General features: G+C 72.6%; 16 protein-coding genes and 1 tRNA gene. 12 read left to right on the top strand and 5 right to left on the bottom strand.

Annotation, left to right across the window (positions count from 1 at the left end):
* The first annotated feature begins 22 nt into the window (after positions 1 to 22).
* A complete protein-coding gene (locus V3C34_RS16105) occupies positions 23 to 925 on the top strand; it encodes a hypothetical protein (protein WP_068423686.1) in 903 nt (300 codons plus the stop codon).
* Here V3C34_RS16105 and V3C34_RS16100 read toward each other — a convergent pair.
* Positions 916 to 1,692, bottom strand: a complete 777-nt coding sequence (locus V3C34_RS16100; RefSeq protein WP_346007641.1) for a CPBP family intramembrane glutamic endopeptidase — start codon at positions 1,690 to 1,692, stop codon at positions 916 to 918. The two genes, V3C34_RS16105 and V3C34_RS16100, sit on opposite strands and share 10 nt — an antisense overlap.
* A gap of 35 nt (positions 1,693 to 1,727) precedes the next feature.
* Positions 1,728 to 2,321 (bottom strand): DUF4126 domain-containing protein, encoded by a 594-nt coding sequence (locus tag V3C34_RS16095; RefSeq protein ID WP_068321524.1) that lies wholly within the window; start codon positions 2,319 to 2,321, stop codon positions 1,728 to 1,730.
* Positions 2,322 to 2,417: 96 nt separating this feature from the next.
* Here V3C34_RS16095 and metG point away from each other — a divergent pair, with 96 nt between their 5' ends.
* From metG to V3C34_RS16065, 6 genes are all read left to right on the top strand, one after another.
* On the top strand, positions 2,418 to 4,214 hold the full coding sequence (gene metG, locus V3C34_RS16090) for a methionine--tRNA ligase (RefSeq protein WP_346007640.1): 1,797 nt from the start codon (positions 2,418 to 2,420) through the stop codon (positions 4,212 to 4,214).
* Entirely contained in the window at positions 4,214 to 5,092 is an 879-nt protein-coding gene (locus tag V3C34_RS16085) for a TatD family hydrolase (RefSeq protein ID WP_346007639.1), read from the top strand. The genes metG and V3C34_RS16085 overlap by 1 nt, the downstream gene beginning before the upstream one ends.
* Before the next feature lie 279 nt (positions 5,093 to 5,371).
* Positions 5,372 to 6,604 (top strand): ubiquitin-like domain-containing protein, encoded by a 1,233-nt coding sequence (locus tag V3C34_RS16080; RefSeq protein ID WP_346007638.1) that lies wholly within the window; start codon positions 5,372 to 5,374, stop codon positions 6,602 to 6,604.
* Between the two features lie 107 nt (positions 6,605 to 6,711).
* Positions 6,712 to 7,608: a 16S rRNA (adenine(1518)-N(6)/adenine(1519)-N(6))-dimethyltransferase RsmA gene (gene rsmA / locus V3C34_RS16075; RefSeq protein ID WP_068423692.1), complete on the top strand. Its 897-nt coding sequence runs from the start codon at positions 6,712 to 6,714 to the stop codon at positions 7,606 to 7,608.
* On the top strand, positions 7,605 to 8,543 hold the full coding sequence (locus tag V3C34_RS16070; protein WP_068321536.1) for a 4-(cytidine 5'-diphospho)-2-C-methyl-D-erythritol kinase: 939 nt from the start codon (positions 7,605 to 7,607) through the stop codon (positions 8,541 to 8,543). Before rsmA ends, V3C34_RS16070 begins: the two co-directional genes overlap by 4 nt.
* Positions 8,543 to 10,369: an ABC-F family ATP-binding cassette domain-containing protein gene (locus V3C34_RS16065; protein WP_346007637.1), complete on the top strand. Its 1,827-nt coding sequence runs from the start codon at positions 8,543 to 8,545 to the stop codon at positions 10,367 to 10,369. The genes V3C34_RS16070 and V3C34_RS16065 overlap by 1 nt, the downstream gene beginning before the upstream one ends.
* 1 nt (position 10,370) lies before the next feature.
* Here the strand turns inward: V3C34_RS16065 and V3C34_RS16060 are convergent, their stop codons facing one another.
* Positions 10,371 to 10,877 carry a MarR family winged helix-turn-helix transcriptional regulator gene (locus tag V3C34_RS16060; RefSeq protein WP_068321542.1) on the bottom strand — a complete coding sequence of 169 codons (507 nt, stop codon included), beginning with the start codon at positions 10,875 to 10,877 and terminating at the stop codon, positions 10,371 to 10,373.
* Positions 10,878 to 10,968: 91 nt separating this feature from the next.
* On the opposite strand from V3C34_RS16060, the gene V3C34_RS16055 reads away from it, so the two are divergent.
* Positions 10,969 to 11,769: a methyltransferase domain-containing protein gene (locus V3C34_RS16055; protein ID WP_346007636.1), complete on the top strand. Its 801-nt coding sequence runs from the start codon at positions 10,969 to 10,971 to the stop codon at positions 11,767 to 11,769.
* On the opposite strand, the gene V3C34_RS16050 is transcribed toward V3C34_RS16055, so the two are convergent.
* A complete protein-coding gene (locus V3C34_RS16050) occupies positions 11,770 to 12,420 on the bottom strand; it encodes a TetR/AcrR family transcriptional regulator (protein ID WP_400293143.1) in 651 nt (216 codons plus the stop codon).
* Between the two features lie 68 nt (positions 12,421 to 12,488).
* Between V3C34_RS16050 and V3C34_RS16045 the strand changes: the two genes are divergently transcribed.
* Positions 12,489 to 12,567: transfer RNA gene (locus V3C34_RS16045), tRNA-Gln, on the top strand.
* A 2-nt stretch (positions 12,568 to 12,569) separates the two neighbouring features.
* Here the strand turns inward: V3C34_RS16045 and V3C34_RS16040 are convergent.
* A complete protein-coding gene (locus V3C34_RS16040) occupies positions 12,570 to 13,205 on the bottom strand; it encodes a cation transporter (protein WP_346007635.1) in 636 nt (211 codons plus the stop codon).
* Between the two features lie 55 nt (positions 13,206 to 13,260).
* Between V3C34_RS16040 and V3C34_RS16035 the strand changes: the two genes are divergently transcribed.
* Genes V3C34_RS16035 through V3C34_RS16025 form a run of 3 tightly spaced genes read left to right on the top strand, consistent with a single transcriptional unit; the run spans position 13,261 to position 16,542 of the window.
* Entirely contained in the window at positions 13,261 to 14,640 is a 1,380-nt protein-coding gene (locus V3C34_RS16035; protein WP_346007634.1) for a hypothetical protein, read from the top strand.
* Complete coding sequence (locus tag V3C34_RS16030) at positions 14,637 to 15,980, top strand: hypothetical protein (protein WP_346007633.1); 1,344 nt, start codon at positions 14,637 to 14,639, stop codon at positions 15,978 to 15,980. The genes V3C34_RS16035 and V3C34_RS16030 overlap by 4 nt, the downstream gene beginning before the upstream one ends.
* A gap of 1 nt (position 15,981) precedes the next feature.
* A complete protein-coding gene (locus tag V3C34_RS16025; protein WP_346007632.1) occupies positions 15,982 to 16,542 on the top strand; it encodes a TOPRIM nucleotidyl transferase/hydrolase domain-containing protein in 561 nt (186 codons plus the stop codon).
* Positions 16,543 to 16,551 lie beyond the last annotated feature (9 nt).

Here is a 16,551-nt window from a genome sequence, read left to right as displayed (position 1 = left end):
CCTGACGACCGGGGGGACCGTCATGACCACGCACCACCGCGCACGGCGCCGCGCCAGCATCCTGCTGGCCGGCGCCGTCGCGCTGTCCACGGCCGGCTGCTCGTTGGTCCAGGGGGAGCCGAGCGAGACCTCCTCGACCGCACACGTGCCGCTCACGACGACCTCGACCACGGAGCCGACGTCGAGCCCGTCGACGACCGCGGACCGGGACAAGCCGTCGCCGCCGCAGCCGGCTCCGGTGCTGACCGCCGTGCGCGACCGGATGGCCACCCACGCGAACGTCACGATCGACGGCACCCTGCGCGACGTCGAGCGCGACCTCGACATCACGATCCACGCCGAGGGCTCCACCGGGGGTGTCCGCTCGCGTGTCGAGGGGGGCGGGGGCATCTCGCGGACGACGCTCACGCTGGCCGACGGCGGGACCTTCGACTCCTACGCCATCGGGTGGGACCACTACCTCAAGGTCGACCAGAAATGGCTCGACGCCACCCGGGTCAGGCTCAAGAGCCCGCTGCGCAAGAACGTCGGCCGGTGGGTCAAGGTCCCCGGCAAGAAGGGCTCGCCCGTCGACGGGGTGCGCCCCTACACCTTCCTGCGGACCTTCTACGGCGACTCCCTGACCCAGTTCGACCAGCTCAAGAGCGATGTCACCGTCGAGGAGCTCGGTGGCGAGTGGACCTACCGGATCCCGCTCGCCCGGGCCGGCGACGACGGCGGGCGGGGTGTGCAGCGCACGGTGTGGGTCTCGAGCGACCCGCAGGCACCGGAGATGCTCAAGATGACCCTCGGCAGGTACCCGGACCGCACGACGCTCACCTTCTCCCGGTGGGGGCAGAGCCGCGAGGACTTCACCGCCCCTGCGGGGGCGAGGACCCTGAAGGACGCCGACCCGGCGGACCTGGGCGGCGTCGACTACAGCTGACCCAGCCAGTCGATCCTCGTGACGAGCAGGGCGTAGCCGACGAAGGCGACGACGTCGATCACCCAGTGCGCGATGAAGAGCGGCATCGTCCGGCGCACCCTGAGGTAGACGACGCCGAGCAGCAGGCCCATCGCGATGTTGCCGACGAAGCCGCCGAAGCCCTGGTAGAGGTGGTAGCTGCCGCGCACGAGCGCGCTCGCGACGACGACCACGACCGGGCTCCAGCCGACCTCGCGCCAGCGGGTGAAGAGGTAGCCGACCATGACGACCTCCTCGAGCAGGGCGTTCTGCCCCGCGGCGAGGACCAGCACGGGCACGGTCCACCACGCCGAGGAGAGGTCGGAGGCGGCGATGGTCGTGTTGAGGCCGAGCGAGCGGGCAGCGAGGTAGAGGCCGAGCCCGGGGATGCCGATGACGGCGGCCAGGCCCAGGCCCATCGCGACGTCCCGTCCGGGCGCCCGACCGTCGAGACCGATGAGGCGGGTCGGCCGCTCGTGCTGCCGGGCGAGCAGGTGCAACGCCAGCCCCACCGGCACGAGGGCGAGGGCGATGCCCACGAGCTGGTGGGCGAGGTCGAGCCAGGGTTGGTCGGGCGTGACCGACTGGTTCATCGCCGTCACCTGACCGGACAGTCCACCCTCAGCACCGAGCTTGCGCACCAGCGCGAGGGCGGACCACAGCGCGGAGGCCCCGAGCGAGACGCCGAGGAGCAGGAAGGACTCGGTCAGGGCCGTCCGGTGGGGCAGGTGCTCGGGGGCTGCGGCCATGGCACCAGCCTAGGTGTGCGAGCAGACCGCGCGCCCTACCAGGCAGGCCGCTCACGGCGCCGGCGCAGCCGTCGCCACAGCAGCAGCACCTGCACGAGCAGTGCCGCGAGCAGGACGAGCACGAGGACCACGAGGAGCGGCAGGAAGACCGCGATCAGCGAGATGCCGATCGATGCCCCGTCCTCGACGGTCGAGACCACCGGCGCCCCGAACCCGGCGGTGCCCGCGTTGACCACCGGACGTGACGCGGCCTTGCCCGCGTGCACGAGTCCCGAGACCACGACGCCGAGCAGGACTCCGACCCACGCGTGCTCCTGCATCCACGTGGACTCGTCGAGGGTGCTCGCCCCGGCCGTCGCGGCGCCCATGAGGCCGCCCATGCTCGGCCGGATGAAGGTCTGCACCGCGTCGTTGATGCTGTCCACCGCGGGCACCTTGTCGAGGGTCATCTCGGTGAGGAGCAGGACCGCGCCGATCCCGATGGCCCACCACGACTCCATCCACTCGAACCCCGTCGGCAGGACGAAGACGTCGCTGAAGCGGGCGAGCAGCGCGACGACGAGGAAGGGGATGTACGCGTTGAGGCCCGCAGCGGCGCTCAGGCCCATCCCGGTGAGTGCGGCGATCACGGGGGCGCCCCCCTTCGTCGGTGCGGGCGGAGCCCACGTGGTCGCAGCAGGTTAGCGCTGACGGGGCGGCGTGGCCGGGAACCTAGGATGAGCCGCATGAAGGTTCTCTCCGCTGTCGCCTGGCCGTACGCCAACGGCCCCCGCCACCTCGGTCACGTCGCCGGGATCGGGGTCCCCTCGGACGTCTTCAGCCGGTACATGCGGATGGCCGGCCACGACGTGCTCGTCGTGAGCGGCTCGGACGAGCACGGGACGCCGATCCTCGTGCAGGCCGACAAGGAGGGCATCTCGGCGCGCGAGTTCGCCGACCGCAACCACCGCATCATCGCCGAGGAGCTCGCCGACCTCGGCTGCTCGTACGACCTGTACACGCGCACGACCTCGCGCAACCACTACCGGGTCGTCCAGGACCTCTTCGAGCAGTGCCTGGCCAACGGCTACTTCGTCGAGCAGACCCAGCAGGTCGCGCTCGACCCGCGCACCGGCCGGACGCTGCCCGACCGCTACATCGAGGGCACCTGCCCGATCTGCGGCTACCAGGACGCCCGCGGCGACCAGTGCGACAACTGCGGCAACCAGCTCGAGCCGACGGACCTGCTGGACCCGCGCAGCAAGATCGACGGCGCCACCCCGCAGTTCGGCGAGACCGAGCACTTCTTCCTCGACCTGCCCGCCCTGGCCGACGCGCTGCGCGAGTACCTCGAGGGGCGCGAGGCGACCGGTACCTGGCGGCCCAATGTCATCAACTTCAGCCTGAACATCCTCGACGACATCCGGCCGCGGGCGATGACCCGTGACATCGACTGGGGCATCCCGCTGCCGGGCGAGCTCGGCGCGAAGTACCCGACCAAGCGCTTCTACGTGTGGTTCGACGCGGTCATCGGGTACCTGTCCGCGTCGATCGAGTGGGCCCGCCGCTCCGGCGACCCCGAGCGCTGGCGCGAGTGGTGGAACGACGAGCAGGCCCGCTCGTACTACTTCATGGGCAAGGACAACATCACCTTCCACAGCCAGATCTGGCCGGCGGAGCTGCTCGCGTACTCCGGCAAGGGGGCGAAGGGGGGAGAGCCCGGCCCGTACGGCGAGCTCAACCTCCCGACCGAGGTCGTGGCGAGCGAGTTCCTCACGATGGAGTCCAAGCAGTTCTCCTCCAGCCGCGGTCACGTCATCGGCCTGCGCCACGTCCTGCAGACCTACGGACCGGACCCGCTGCGCTACTACATCTGCGCGGCCGGCCCGGAGAACCAGGACTCGGACTTCACCTGGCCCGACTTCGTCCAGCGCAACAACTCCGAGCTCGTCGCCGGCTGGGGCAACCTGGTCAACCGCACCGCCTCGATGGTCGCGAAGAGCTTCGGCGAGATCCCGCAGCCGGGCACGCTCGAGCCGGTCGACGACGCGGTCCTCGCCCGGGTGCGCGGTGCCTTCGACGAGGTGGGTGACCTGCTCTCGCGCAACCGCCAGAAGGCCGCGCTCGCGGAGGCCATGCGCGTCGTCGGCGACGTCAACAAGTACGTGACCGACACCGAGCCCTTCCGGCTCAAGGGCGAGGACGAGCGCGAGCGCCTGGCGACGGTCCTGCACACGCTCACCCAGTGCGTCAGCGACTGCAACGTGCTGCTCGCCCCCTTCGTCCCGCACGCGGCCAACCGGGTCCACGTGGTCCTCGGGGGCGAGGGCCAGCTCGTCCCGATGCCCCGGGTCGAGGACGTCGAGGACCTCGACGGCGGTCCCGGGTACCCCGTGATCACCGGCGACTACTCGACCTTCCCCGCGTGGGCGAGCGCGCCCGTCACCGTGGGCACGCCGATCGCCAAGCCCACCCCGGTCTTCGTCAAGCTCGACCCCGAGGAGGTCGTCGCCACCGAGCGCGCGGCCATGGCGGACGACTGATGGGGGACCGGGACGAGGTCGCGCCGCGGCCGGACCCCTTGCCGGTCGCGGTCGTCGACAACCACACGCACCTCGACATCCGTCGCCGGGACGTCCCCGACGCCATCGCGCCCGAAGGGGGTGACGAGCGCAGCACCGAGGACGTCGCCGGCGCGCTCGCCGCCGCCGCGTCGGTCGGGGTCGACCGGGTCGTCCAGGTCGGCTGCGACCTCGAGGGTGCCCGGTTCGCCGTCGAGCAGGTCGAGCGCCACCCGAGCATGCTCGGCGCAGTTGCCTTGCACCCCAACGAGATCCCCGCGCTCGCCGAGGCCGGCGACCTGCAGGCGGCCTGGGACGAGATCGAGCGTCTCGCCGCGCACCCGCGGGTGCGGGCGATCGGCGAGAGCGGCCTCGACTACTTCCGCACCGGGCCGGAGGGGCACGCCGTGCAGCAGGAGTCCTTCCGCTGGCACATCGACCTGGCCAAGCGCACCGGCAAGGCCCTGCAGATCCACGACCGTGACAGCCACGACGATGTGCTGCGGGTCCTCGCGGAGGAGGGGGCGCCGGAGACGACGGTGCTGCACTGCTTCAGCGGTGACCTCGCGATGGCCCGCGAGTGCGTCGAGCGCGGCTACTACCTCTCCTTCGCCGGGACCGTGACCTTCAAGAGCGCGGCCGCCCTGCGCGAGGCGCTCGTGCACACCCCGATCGAGCAGGTGCTCGCCGAGACCGACGCGCCCTACCTCACGCCGACGCCCGAGCGCGGTCGCGCCAACGCCCCGTACCTGCTGCCGCACACGGTGCGGGTCATGGCCCGCACCCTCGGGGTCGACGTGCCGTCGATGTGCGCGGCGATCTCGGACAACAGCGAGCGCGTGTACGGCCCCTGGGCGTGATCCCGCCGGCCCCGTGACGGAGGTCATGCTCACGGGCCGCGACCCCGGCCGCGGCCCCGGATCCTCGGGAGTTCTCGCGAGCTGCGTCCCCGTCAGCGGGCGACGCCCTCCACAGGCTCCGTTACCAAAACTTGACCTGCGGGGGGCGCGTCGTGCAGGGTGGTCCGCTGTTGGCCGGAGCCGGTTTCCCCTGATCTGCCGCTGACACCGGGTCCGGCACCTCGTGGGCCCGTGTGTCCGTGGCCACCGGTGCCCGGGAAGCACAATCATCGGAGCACTGTGAGTTCACCCGCGATCCGCCGCATCACCCAGGCCGGCGTCGTCGGCGCCCTCGCCCTCGGAGTCTCGGGCGTCGTCGTCATGGACAAGTCCGTCGCCCTCTCCGTCGACGGCGACACGTCCACCGTCCACGCCTTCGGCGGCACCGTCGGTGACGTCCTGGACAAGCAGGGCATCGAGGTCGGTCCCCACGACGTCGTCACCCCCTCGGCCGAGAGCCCGGTCGACGACGGCCAGACCATCGTCGTGCGCTACGGCCGCAAGCTGACCCTGACGGTGGACGGCAAGGAGCGGGAGTACTGGACCACGGCGACGACCGTCGGCGACGCGCTCAAGCAGCTCGGCATCCGGGGCGGCGAGGACGCCGTCCTGTCCGCCTCGCGCAGCCAGTCGATCGGCCGCAACGGCCTCGACCTCGACGTCAGCACCCCCAAGGACATCACGCTCCTCGTGGGCGGCAAGCGCTCCACCGAGACCGTGACCGCGACGACCGTCAAGGCCGCGCTCGCGCAGGCCGAGGTCCGCTACGACTCCAACGACCTCGTGAAGCCGGGTGCCTCGACCGCCGTCAAGGACGGCATGACGATCCGCCTCGACCGCGTCAACCGCAGGACGACGACGCGCACCCAGGCCATCCCCTTCGACACGATCATCAAGAAGGACGCCTCCCTCTACGAGGGCACGACCGAGGTCGAGCAGGAGGGCCGCGCCGGCTCCCGCAGCACGACCTACACGATCACCTACAAGAACGGTGACGTCGTCTACACCCGCAAGGGCACCAGTACGGTGACCCAGCAGCCGGTCAAGAAGGTCGTCGTCGAGGGCACCAAGGTCAAGCCGGCCCCCAAGCCGGCCCCCGAGCCGGCCCCTGAGCCCGAGCCCACGCCGGAGCCGGCCCCCGAGCCCACCGCGCCGAAGACCACCCCGAAGACCACGGCCCCCAAGCCGCCGTCCTCGACCAACACCTCCACGAGCAGCTCCGGCCTCAACACGTCCAACGCGGCGATGTGGGACCGCATCGCGCAGTGCGAGTCGACCGGCAACTGGTCGATCAACACGGGCAACGGCTACTACGGCGGGCTGCAGTTCGACCTGCAGACCTGGCTCGGTGCCGGCGGGGGCGACTTCGCCGCCCGCCCGGACCTCGCCAGCCGCGAGCAGCAGATCACCGTGGCCAACCGCGTCTACGCCGACCGCGGTCTCCAGCCGTGGGGCTGCGCGCACGCCGCCTGACCCTCCGGGACGGTCGCTGCGCGACCTCCTCACGGGCCCCCGTGACCTCCGGGTCGCGGGGGCCCGAGCGTGTCCCGGTCCCGTCCGGGACGACATAGAGTCCCCTCATGACGTCCGACCCAGCCGGTGCCCGCAGCGACGGGAGCGGCGTCGGCCTGCTCGGCGCCACCAAGGTGCGCGAGCTCGCCGACCGCCTCGGGGTGCGCCCGACGAAGCAGTGGGGCCAGAACTTCGTCGTCGACGCCAACACGGTGCGGCGCATCGTGCGTGCCGGTGACGTGACGGCGCAGGACCACGTCGTGGAGATCGGCCCCGGCCTCGGGTCGCTGACCCTCGCCCTGCTCGAGTCCGCCGGGCGCGTCACTGCGGTGGAGGTCGACCCGGTGCTCGCGCAGGCCCTGCCGGGCACCGTCGCCGAGCTCGCACCCGCCGCGGCCGACCGCCTCGAGGTCGTCCACGGTGACGCGATGACGGTCACCGACCTGCCGGGCCCGCCCCCCACCGCACTCGTCGCCAACCTGCCCTACAACGTCTCCGTGCCGGTCGTGCTGCGCTTCCTCGAGCTCTTCCCGAGCATCGAGCGGGTGCTCGTCATGGTCCAGCTCGAGGTCGCCGAGCGCCTCGCCGCCGAGCCGGGCAGCAAGGTCTACGGCGTGCCGAGCGTCAAGGCCGCGTGGTGGACTCAGGTCAGCCTCGCCGGCCGCGTCTCCCGGAGCATCTTCTGGCCGGTCCCGAACGTCGACTCCGGCCTCGTGCGGCTCGAGCGGCGCGAGCCACCGGAGACGAGCGCGACCCGGGAGCAGGTCTTCCGGGTCGTCGACGCCGCCTTCGCCCAGCGTCGCAAGACCCTGCGGGCGGCCCTGCGGGGCATCGCCGGGTCGGGCGAGGTCGCGCAGGAGGCTCTCCTCGCGGCAGGGGTGGACCCGCGGACCCGGGGCGAGCAGCTGGACGTCGTCGCCTTCGCGCGGATCACCGAGGAACTCATGGCTAGGGTGACCACATGACCTCAGTGCTCGAGACGCCCGCCGCCGTCACGGTGCGCGCGCCGGCCAAGGTCAACCTCGAGCTCTTCGTCGGACCGCTGCGCGAGGACGGGTACCACGCGCTCTCGACCGTCTACCAGGCGGTGGGCGTCCACGACGAGGTCACTGCTGCGTACGCGGACGAGTGGGGCTGCTCGGTCCGCGGCCGCGACGCGGACAAGGTGCCGACCGACGAGTCCAACCTCGCGCTGCGCGCGGCCCGTGCCCTCGCCGAGCACACCGGCACCCAGGACCCCGTGCACCTGTCGATCCACAAGGAGATCCCCGTCGCCGGCGGCATGGCCGGCGGCTCGGCCGACGCCGCGGCCGCGCTCGTCGCGTGCGACGCGCTCTGGGGCACGGACCTGCCCAGGGAGGAGCTCGAGGAGGTCGCCGCCGGCATCGGGAGCGACGTCCCCTTCCTCCTCCACGGCGGCACCGCCGTCGGCTCCGGCCGCGGCGAGGTCGTCACGGCCGTCCTGGCGAAGGGGGTCTACCACTGGGTCTTCGTGCCCTCCGCCGCGAACGGCCTGTCGACCCCGCTCGTCTACTCCGCCTTCGACCAGCGCACCGCGGGCACCGAGATCCACGACCCGCAGCCGCGCAGCGAGCTGATGAGCGCGCTGCGCGCGGGTGACCCGCTCGCGCTCGCACCGGTCCTCGACAACGACCTGCAGCCCGACGCGGTGGCGCTGCAGCCGGCGATCGGCGAGGTCATCGAGGCCGCCATGGGCTTCGGCGCGCTGGCCGCGATCGTCTCGGGCTCGGGCCCGACCGTCGCGATCCTCGCCGAGTCCGCCGAGGGCGCGATCGACCTCGCCGTGGCGCTCACCGCCTCCGGCGTCGCCGGCGACGTCCTGCGCGCCACCGGCCCGGTCCAGGGTGCCCACATCCTGCCGACGGTGCGCACGCGCTGATGGCCACACCGCTCCTGGGCGCGGAGGCGCTCCACCTCGAGTACCCCACGCGCGTCGTCTTCGACTCGGTGAGCATCGGCATCGAGGAGGGCGACCGCATCGGCCTCGTCGGCCGCAACGGTGACGGCAAGTCCAGCCTGCTGGGCCTGCTCGCCGGCACGATCGAGCCGCAGTCGGGACGCGTGACGCGGCGCGGCGGTGTGCGGTTCGGCGTCCTGGGCCAGACCGACGACCTCGACCCCGCGTCGAGCGTGGGGCACTGCATCGTCGGCGACCGACCCGAGCACGAGTGGGCCGGCGACCCCGCCGTCCGCGACGTCATCGCCGGGCTGGTCTCGGACGTGCCGTGGGAGGCCCGCGTCGGCGAGCTCTCCGGTGGGCAGCGCCGCCGGGTCGCGCTCGCCGCCCTCCTCGTGGGCGAGTGGGACCTCATCGCGCTCGACGAGCCGACCAACCACCTCGACGTCGAGGGCATCGCCTGGCTCGCGGACCACCTCACCCGCCGCTGGGCGAAGGGGGCCGGTGGCCTCCTCGTCATCACCCACGACCGGTGGTTCCTCGACGAGGTGTGCACCGAGACGTGGGAGGTGCACGACGGGATCGTCGAGCCCTTCGAGGGCGGTTACGCCGCCTACGTCCTGCAGCGCGTCGAGCGCGACCGGATCAACGCCGCGACCGAGCAGAAGCGGCAGAACCTCATGCGCAAGGAGCTCGCCTGGCTGCGCCGCGGCGCCCCGGCCCGCACCTCCAAGCCGAAGTTCCGCATCGACGCCGCCAACGAGCTCATCGCGGACGTGCCCCCGGTGCGCAACCCGATCGAGCTGCAGCGCATGGCCGTCGCCCGCCTCGGCAAGGACGTCATCGACCTCGAGGACGCCGGCGTCGCCTTCGGTGACCGCACGATCCTGCGCGACATCACCTGGCGCATCGCGCCGGGTGAGCGCACCGGGATCCTCGGCGCGAACGGCGTCGGCAAGTCCACGCTGCTCGCGCTCGTGTCCGGTGACCTCGCGCCGACCTCGGGTCGGGTCAAGCGCGGCAAGACCGTCCGGCTCGGGTTCCTCGACCAGCAGTTCTCCCAGCTCGCCGAGATCGGCGGGGACCGCGTCCGCGAGGTGCTCGCCCGGACGAAGACGACCTTCACCATCGACGGCAAGGACCACACGCCCGCGCAGCTGCTCGAGCGGCTGGGCTTCGCCCGGGAGCACCTGTCGGCGCGCGTGGACGACCTCTCGGGCGGTCAGAAGAGGCGCCTGCAGCTGCTCCTGCTCCTGCTCAGCGAGCCCAACGTCATCGCCCTCGACGAGCCGACCAACGACGTCGACTCCGACATGCTCGCGGCGATGGAGGACCTGCTCGACTCCTGGCCGGGCACGCTCATCGTCATCTCCCACGACCGGTACCTCCTCGAGCGGATCACCGACCAGCAGTACGCGATCCTCGACGGGCGCCTGCGGCATGTCCCGGGCGGCGTCGACGAGTACCTGCGGCTGCGCCAGGCGCAGCGCTCCACGGGCGGCCCCGCGGCGATGTCCGGTGCGCCGCCGGCGGCCACGACGAAGGGGGGAGGGGCGCCCCCTTCGTCCTCCTCGGAGGAGTCGGCGGTCGACCCGGCCGCCCAGCGCGAGGCGCGCAAGGCCATGGCACGGGTCGAGAAGCAGCTGGCCAAGGTCGCGGCACGCGAGGACAGGCTGCACCACGAGATGGCCGACGCGGTGCACGACCACGCGCGGCTCGGCGAGCTCAACGCGCAGCTCGGGGAGCTCGCGGAGGAGAAGGAGCTGCTGGAGCTCGAGTGGCTCGAGGCCGCCGAGCTCTTCGGCTGAGCTACGCCTCGAAGGGTGTGAGCAGGCGCCGCAGCGCGTTGGCCAGGGCCCGGCGCTCGTCCTCGGGCATGTCGTCGAGCAGCTCGGCCTCGCGGGTCAGCAGGTCGGCCATCGCGGCGTCCACCGCCCGCTGCCCCGCCTCGGTCAGGCGGACGATGACGCCGCGGCGGTCGGTCGGCGAGGGGAGGCGCTCGACCCATCCCTTGACCGTCAGGCGGTCGATGCGGTTGGTCATCGTCCCCGAGGTCACGAGGGTCTCCTGCACGAGCCGCCCGGGGGAGAGCTGGTAGGGCTCGCCGGCGCGGCGCAGCGCAGAGAGGACGTCGAACTCCCAGCCCTCGAGCTCGTGCCGGGCGAAGGCCTGCATGCGGTCGAGGTCGAGCAGGCGGGCCAGCCGGGAGACGCGGGAGAAGACGTGGAGGGGGTCGACGTGGAGGTCGGGGCGCTCGCGACGCCAGGCCTCGACGATGGCGTCGACGTCGTCGGCGGGGTCGTGTCGGCTGCTCATCCGTCGAGAATAGCCGTCATCGTGAATCTCGACGTCAAGAGAGTGTGGTGACCTGCCAGTAGGCTCGGGGCACCGACTCGAAGGAGACAGCATGACGGTGGCGTGGGACCCGAGCAGGTACGGACAGTTCTCGAACGAGAGGGCGCGACCGTTCTTCGACCTCGTGGGGCGCGTCGACGCGGTCGACCCCGCCCTCGTCGTCGACCTCGGCTGCGGCAACGGACCCCTGACGCTCTCGCTGGCCGACCGGTGGCCCGGTGCGCGGGTCGTGGGTGTCGACAGCAGCGTGGAGATGCTCGACGCGGCCCGTGCCCTCGACACCGACGGGCGGGTCGAGTGGGTCGAGGCCGACCTGGCCGAGTGGGACATCGAGAGTCTCGGCGCCGCGCCCGACGTCATCGTGAGCAACGCTGCCCTGCAGTGGGTCCCGCGCCACCTGCCGCTCATCGAGCACTGGGTCGAGGCGCTGGCGCCCGGCGGGTGGTTCGCGCTGCAGGTCCCGGGCAACTTCGACGCACCGACGCACGCACTCATGCGCGAGACCGCAGTCGACCACCCCCGTGCGGGCGAGCTCGAGGCCGCGAGCAAGCGCTACGGCGCCGGGGACCCGTCGACCTACCTGCAGATCCTCAGCGCCCACGGCCTCGCCGTCGACGCCTGGGAGACCACGTACACGCACGTGCTCGACCCCGCGGGCGAGAGCGAGAACCCGGTGCTCGACTGGGTCTCGGGCACCGGGCTGCGCCCGATGCTGGAGGTGCTCGAGGACGAGAGCGAGCGCGAGGAGTTCATCGCGGCCTACGCCGACAAGGTCGCCGCCGCCTACCCCCGCACCCCGGCGGGGGTGCTGCTGACCTTCCGTCGGGTCTTCGCGGTGGGCCGCAAGGCCTGATCAGGCGCCGGACGCGCCCAGGCCGGCCGGCGCCGAGCGCAGGCCGGTCAGGCCGTTCCAAGCGAGGTTGACGACGTGCGCAGCGACGACCTCCTTGGCGGGTGAGCGGGTCTCGAGCCACGACTGGCCGGTGAGCGAGACCATGCCGACGAGCATCTGCGCGTACATCGGGGCGGCCTGGGTGTCGAACCCCCGCTGCTCGAAGGCGTCGGAGAGCAGGTAGGAGACCTGGGCGGCCACGTCGGACATGAGCGACGAGTAGGTGCCGGTCGGGGCCCCGCCGGCGACATCGCGCACGAGGATCCGGAACCCGTCCGACGACCCCTCGATGTAGTCGAAGAGGGCGAGCGCGGCCCGCTCGATGGTCTCCCGGTCCGACCCGCCCCGGGTGAGGGAGGTGGTGATGCGGTCCGTGAGCGTGCGCAGCTCGCGGTCGACGACGACCGCGTACAGGCCCTCCTTGCCGCCGAAGTGCTCGTACACCGCCGGCTTGGAGACCCGGGCGGTCGCGGCGATCTCCTCGACCGAGGTGCCGTCGACCCCCTTCGCCGCGAAGAGGCCACGACCGACGCTCACGAGCTGCTCGCGACGCGCGGCACCGGTCATCCGCGGACGCCGGGGTGTCGGTGTCTGGTCGTCTCGCTGGCTCATGCGTCCATTGTCGGTGACGGGCGAAGGGGGTGGGTCGACTACCCTGACCGGTGCCGCTCCGGCGGCGTTCCCCGGTTGGTCTGCCGGCAGGGCCCGCCTGACTTTGAATCAGGACTAGCGACGTAGGTTCGACTCCTACCCGGGGAGCTTCAGTCGATCTCCTCGCCCGCGAGGGCCTTGGCGGCGAGGCGCTCCTCCTCGCTCACCTCCCAGACCTCCCACGCGGCGTGCAGCGCGATGGCGATGATCCCGCAGCCGAGGACGAGGTCCGGCCAGCCCGACGAGGTCCACAGCGTGATGACGGCCATCCCGATGACGGCTACGTTGACGAGCACGTCGTTGCGCGCCGAGAGGAAGGCCGCGCGGCTGAGCGAGCCGCCCGCGTGCCGCACGCCCGCGAGCAGCCAGCCGCTCGTTCCGTTGATGACGATGGCGCCGAGCGAGGCGAGGACGACCGGCAGGACCTCAGGGGCCACGGGGTCGGAGAAGCGCCGGATGGCCTCCCAGCCGGCGACGGCGGCGGGACCGAGGATGACCAGGGCCATGCCCTTGCCCATGAGCGCCCGTCGTGCGAGCGGCCAGCCGAGTGCGACGAAGATCAGCAGGTTGATCGACGTGTCCTCGAGGAAGTCGACGCTGTCGGCGAGGAGCGACACCGAGCCCGCGACGAGGGCCACGGAGAACTCGACGAAGAAGTAGGCGAAGTTCAGCCCGGCGACGACCAGCACGACCCGCCGCAGCCGGTCGGCATCGAGGCGCGGCGGGTGCTGCGTGTCGGTCCCCATGGGCCGCAGGCTATCCCGCGCGACGCGGCCGGGCCGGGTCGGCGACAATCTCCCCGTGACGACCTCGCCCCACACCAGCCCAGTGCAGGAGAGCGGTCCCCGGCGGCGCGTCCCGTGGATCTTCCTCGGGGTGCTCGCGCTCTCGCTCGTCCCGGCCGCCATCTACTTCTGGGACGACCTCCCGGCGTTCGGCGGCGAGGATCCGCAGGTGGGTGGCCGGGTGCTGTGGAGCAGCGAGGACATCGCGGTCCAGCTCGGCCCGGACGGGTGGGTGACCCACCCGGCGGACGGCGACGGGTACGCCGCCACCAACGTGCGCACGGACGAGAGCTGGACCGTCGGTGACATGTCCTCGCAGCGCGAGATCACGCCGAAGGGGGTCATCGTCCAGGACGTCGAGGGGCAGGTCGTCCTCCAGCGTGACGGGTCGCGGTTGACGACCCGGGCGCAGGACATCGTCGAGGCCTTCGGCGACGCGGACCTGTGGCCCGGCGAGGACGTCGTCCCGGTCGGGGTGAGTGCCGATCACGTCGCCGTCCTCACCTGCCTCGCGCCCGCACCGGCCCGCCTGGTCGCCGAGGTCGAGGGCGGCACACAGGTCGTCGCGGGCATCGACCTCGAGGACGCCTCGGTCGCGTGGACGCACGACACGGGGGTGGCGTGCGGGCCGCAGGTGACGCCCTCGTACTACCCGGACACGCTGCCGGAGCAGGAGTACCTGCTCGTCGAGACCGCTGACGACGCCCGCCACGCGGTCGACCTCGACACCGGCCGGGTGGAGCGTCGCTGGACCGGCGTCCGCAGGTCCGACGTGACCGTCCACGGGGACCACGTCCTCGAGCCGGCCGGCGCGGATGCGGTCGCCTACCGCTCGCTGCCGACGGAGGAGGTCGTGGCGCGGGTCGAGTGCGACGGGGCGAGTGCGGGCGACCCGCAGCACATCAGCCGGCAGCTCGCGCCGGAGGTCACCCCCTTCGTCGCCTGCCGGGACGGCGTCCGCCTGGTCGACGAGGGCGAGGTCGTCGACAGCGGGGCCGCCCCCGTCACCGGGGTCGACGGCGAGCTGGGCTCCGAGCCGGTCGCGGTGGGCCGGACCGTCCTGCGGCGCACGGGCGACGGCGTGCAGCTCTCCGACGGGCTCACCGACGAGACCATCGGCACCCTGGACGTCCCGGAGGGCTACGAGGTCGGGCAGTTCGGGCCGGTCGGTCGGCTCATCGGGTTCGTCCGCATCGACGCCGGCGGGGAGCGCGTGACCGGTGACTACCGGGTCTTCGACGCGACGACCGGCGAGCTCGTGCTCGCCGCCGGGCCGGGGATGCGCACGGGGACCGACCTGGCCCCGTCCGGGGAGGTCCTCGTCTCTCTGGACGAGGACGCCGCGGAGGACGGAGCGCCCCGCGCCTGGGTCGCGGGCGCGCGGGAGGCGTCATGACCCGCACACCGAGCAAGGCGACCGACCTCACCAGGCTCGTCGCCGTCGTCGTGGTCGGAGCACTGCTCGCCGGGGCGGGGTTGTGGTTCTTCACGAGCCGTGGGGGCGGCGCCGTCGACGGCCGGGTCTACTACCAGGGCGACGACACCTACTCGGTGCAGCTGGGGCCCGGGGGCTGGTTCGTCCACTCCGACGACGAGGGCGGATACCTCGTCGAGCACGCGCAGGAGGGCGGGGCGTGGCAGCTGGAGGGCTCGGGGCGGCCCGAGGCGCTGACCTCCGACGGGAGGTCGGTCAGCGCGCTCGGCGGGGACGTCACGATCTCCGGTGACGGCACGCGGGTGCAGGCGCTGGCTGCGGACCTGCTCGTCGCGCACGGTGACAAGACCCTGCGGGCGGGGGAGTCGGCCGAGGTCATCGGGCTCTCCGAGGAGCACGTGGCGGTCGTGTCCTGCTTGTCCCCGGACGGCGCACCCAGGCTGGACGAGGACGGGGAGGACGGTCAGCTGGTCGTCTCCGGGGTCGCGCTCGACGACGGCGCGGTCACGTGGAGCCACGACCCGGGGGTGGCGTGCGACGCCGACCTGGCCGCATTCTACCCCACCGCTCTGCCGGAGCAGCGCTACGTGCTGCTCACGCCGCGCACGGACCGGACCGAGGCCCTCGACCTCGACACCGGCAGGATCGCCCGGACCTGGCAGGACTCGCCTCGCGGCCGCGTCGTGGTGCGCGAGGACATCGCGGTGCACCGCTCGGGCGACGAGGTGACGGCGACCTCGCTCCGCTCCGGCCGGGAGGTCGCACGGGTCAGCTGCCCGGGCGCGCGTCTCGACACCCCCGGTGACCCCGGCGGGCGGTTGTCGGCCGACGCGACGCCACTGGTGAGGTGCGGCGACTCGGTCCGGCTCTTCGACGGGTCCGGGTTCGTCACGGTGGAGGCCCCGCCCGTCGGCGAGAGCCAGGAGGTGCCCGACGGCCGGAGCGTCGTGCACGACCGCTACCTGCTGCGGCGCGACGGTGACCGGGTGACGATCACGGACGCGTTGTCCGGCGCGGGCGTCGGCTCGGTCGAGGTGCCCGACGGCATGCGCATCGCGACCAACGAGCCGCGCGGGCGACTCGTCGTGTTCTACCGCACGCGCGAGGTGGTGTTCGGCGACAAGCTCAGCTCGAGCCAGCGGGTCGTGGACGCGCGGACGGCGACGACGGTCGCGGCAGGTGACGGGATGGCCCCCGGAGTCCAGACCTCTCCCGACGGCTACGCGGTCCTCAGCAAGCGGACCGAGCGTCGTCGCAGCCGCGCCGCCCGCCAGTACGTGTGGGTCGTCGGAGTGCGCTGAAGTGGACCCGCGGCCGGTCGTCCTCGTCGAGGGTGAGAGCGACCTGATCGCCCTGTGCGCCCTGGCGGCTCGCACGCGGCAGGATCTCGCGGGCGTCGAGATCGTGGCGTTGGGTGGCATCACCAACCTCCGCGCGCACGCCCTGCGCCTCGGACCGCTCGGCGAGGGCCGTCGCTTGCTCGGCCTCTACGACATCGGCGAGGAACGCCACGTGCGAAGGGGGCTGGCCGCAGCCGGGATCCCCGTCGCGCCCGACGAGGGCGGTCCTGCACGACGGGACTTCCACGCCTGCGTCGTCGACCTCGAGGACGAGCTGCTGCGCTCCCTCGGTCCGGACGGCGTGGAGGCCGTCATCGACGCGGCGGGTGACTCCACCTCCCTTCGCCTGCTGGCGGGGATGCCGGCGCAGCGCGACTGGACGCGCGAGCAGGTGCTGCGGCGCTTCCTCACGTCGCAGTCGGGTCGCAAGGCGAGGTACGCGCGGTTGTGCGTCCAGGCGCTGGACCTCGACCGAGCGCCGGCGCCGCTGACCGCGCTGCTGGCGGCCGTGGCGGCCACGTAGCCTGCTGGC

Origin of the sequence: Janibacter terrae (assembly GCF_039636765.1) — a bacterium.
In the GTDB taxonomy this organism is placed as follows: domain Bacteria; phylum Actinomycetota; class Actinomycetes; order Actinomycetales; family Dermatophilaceae; genus Janibacter; species Janibacter terrae.
The sequence above is the reverse complement of the archived record's forward strand: the minus strand, read 5'-3'. Positions and strand labels throughout refer to the sequence as shown.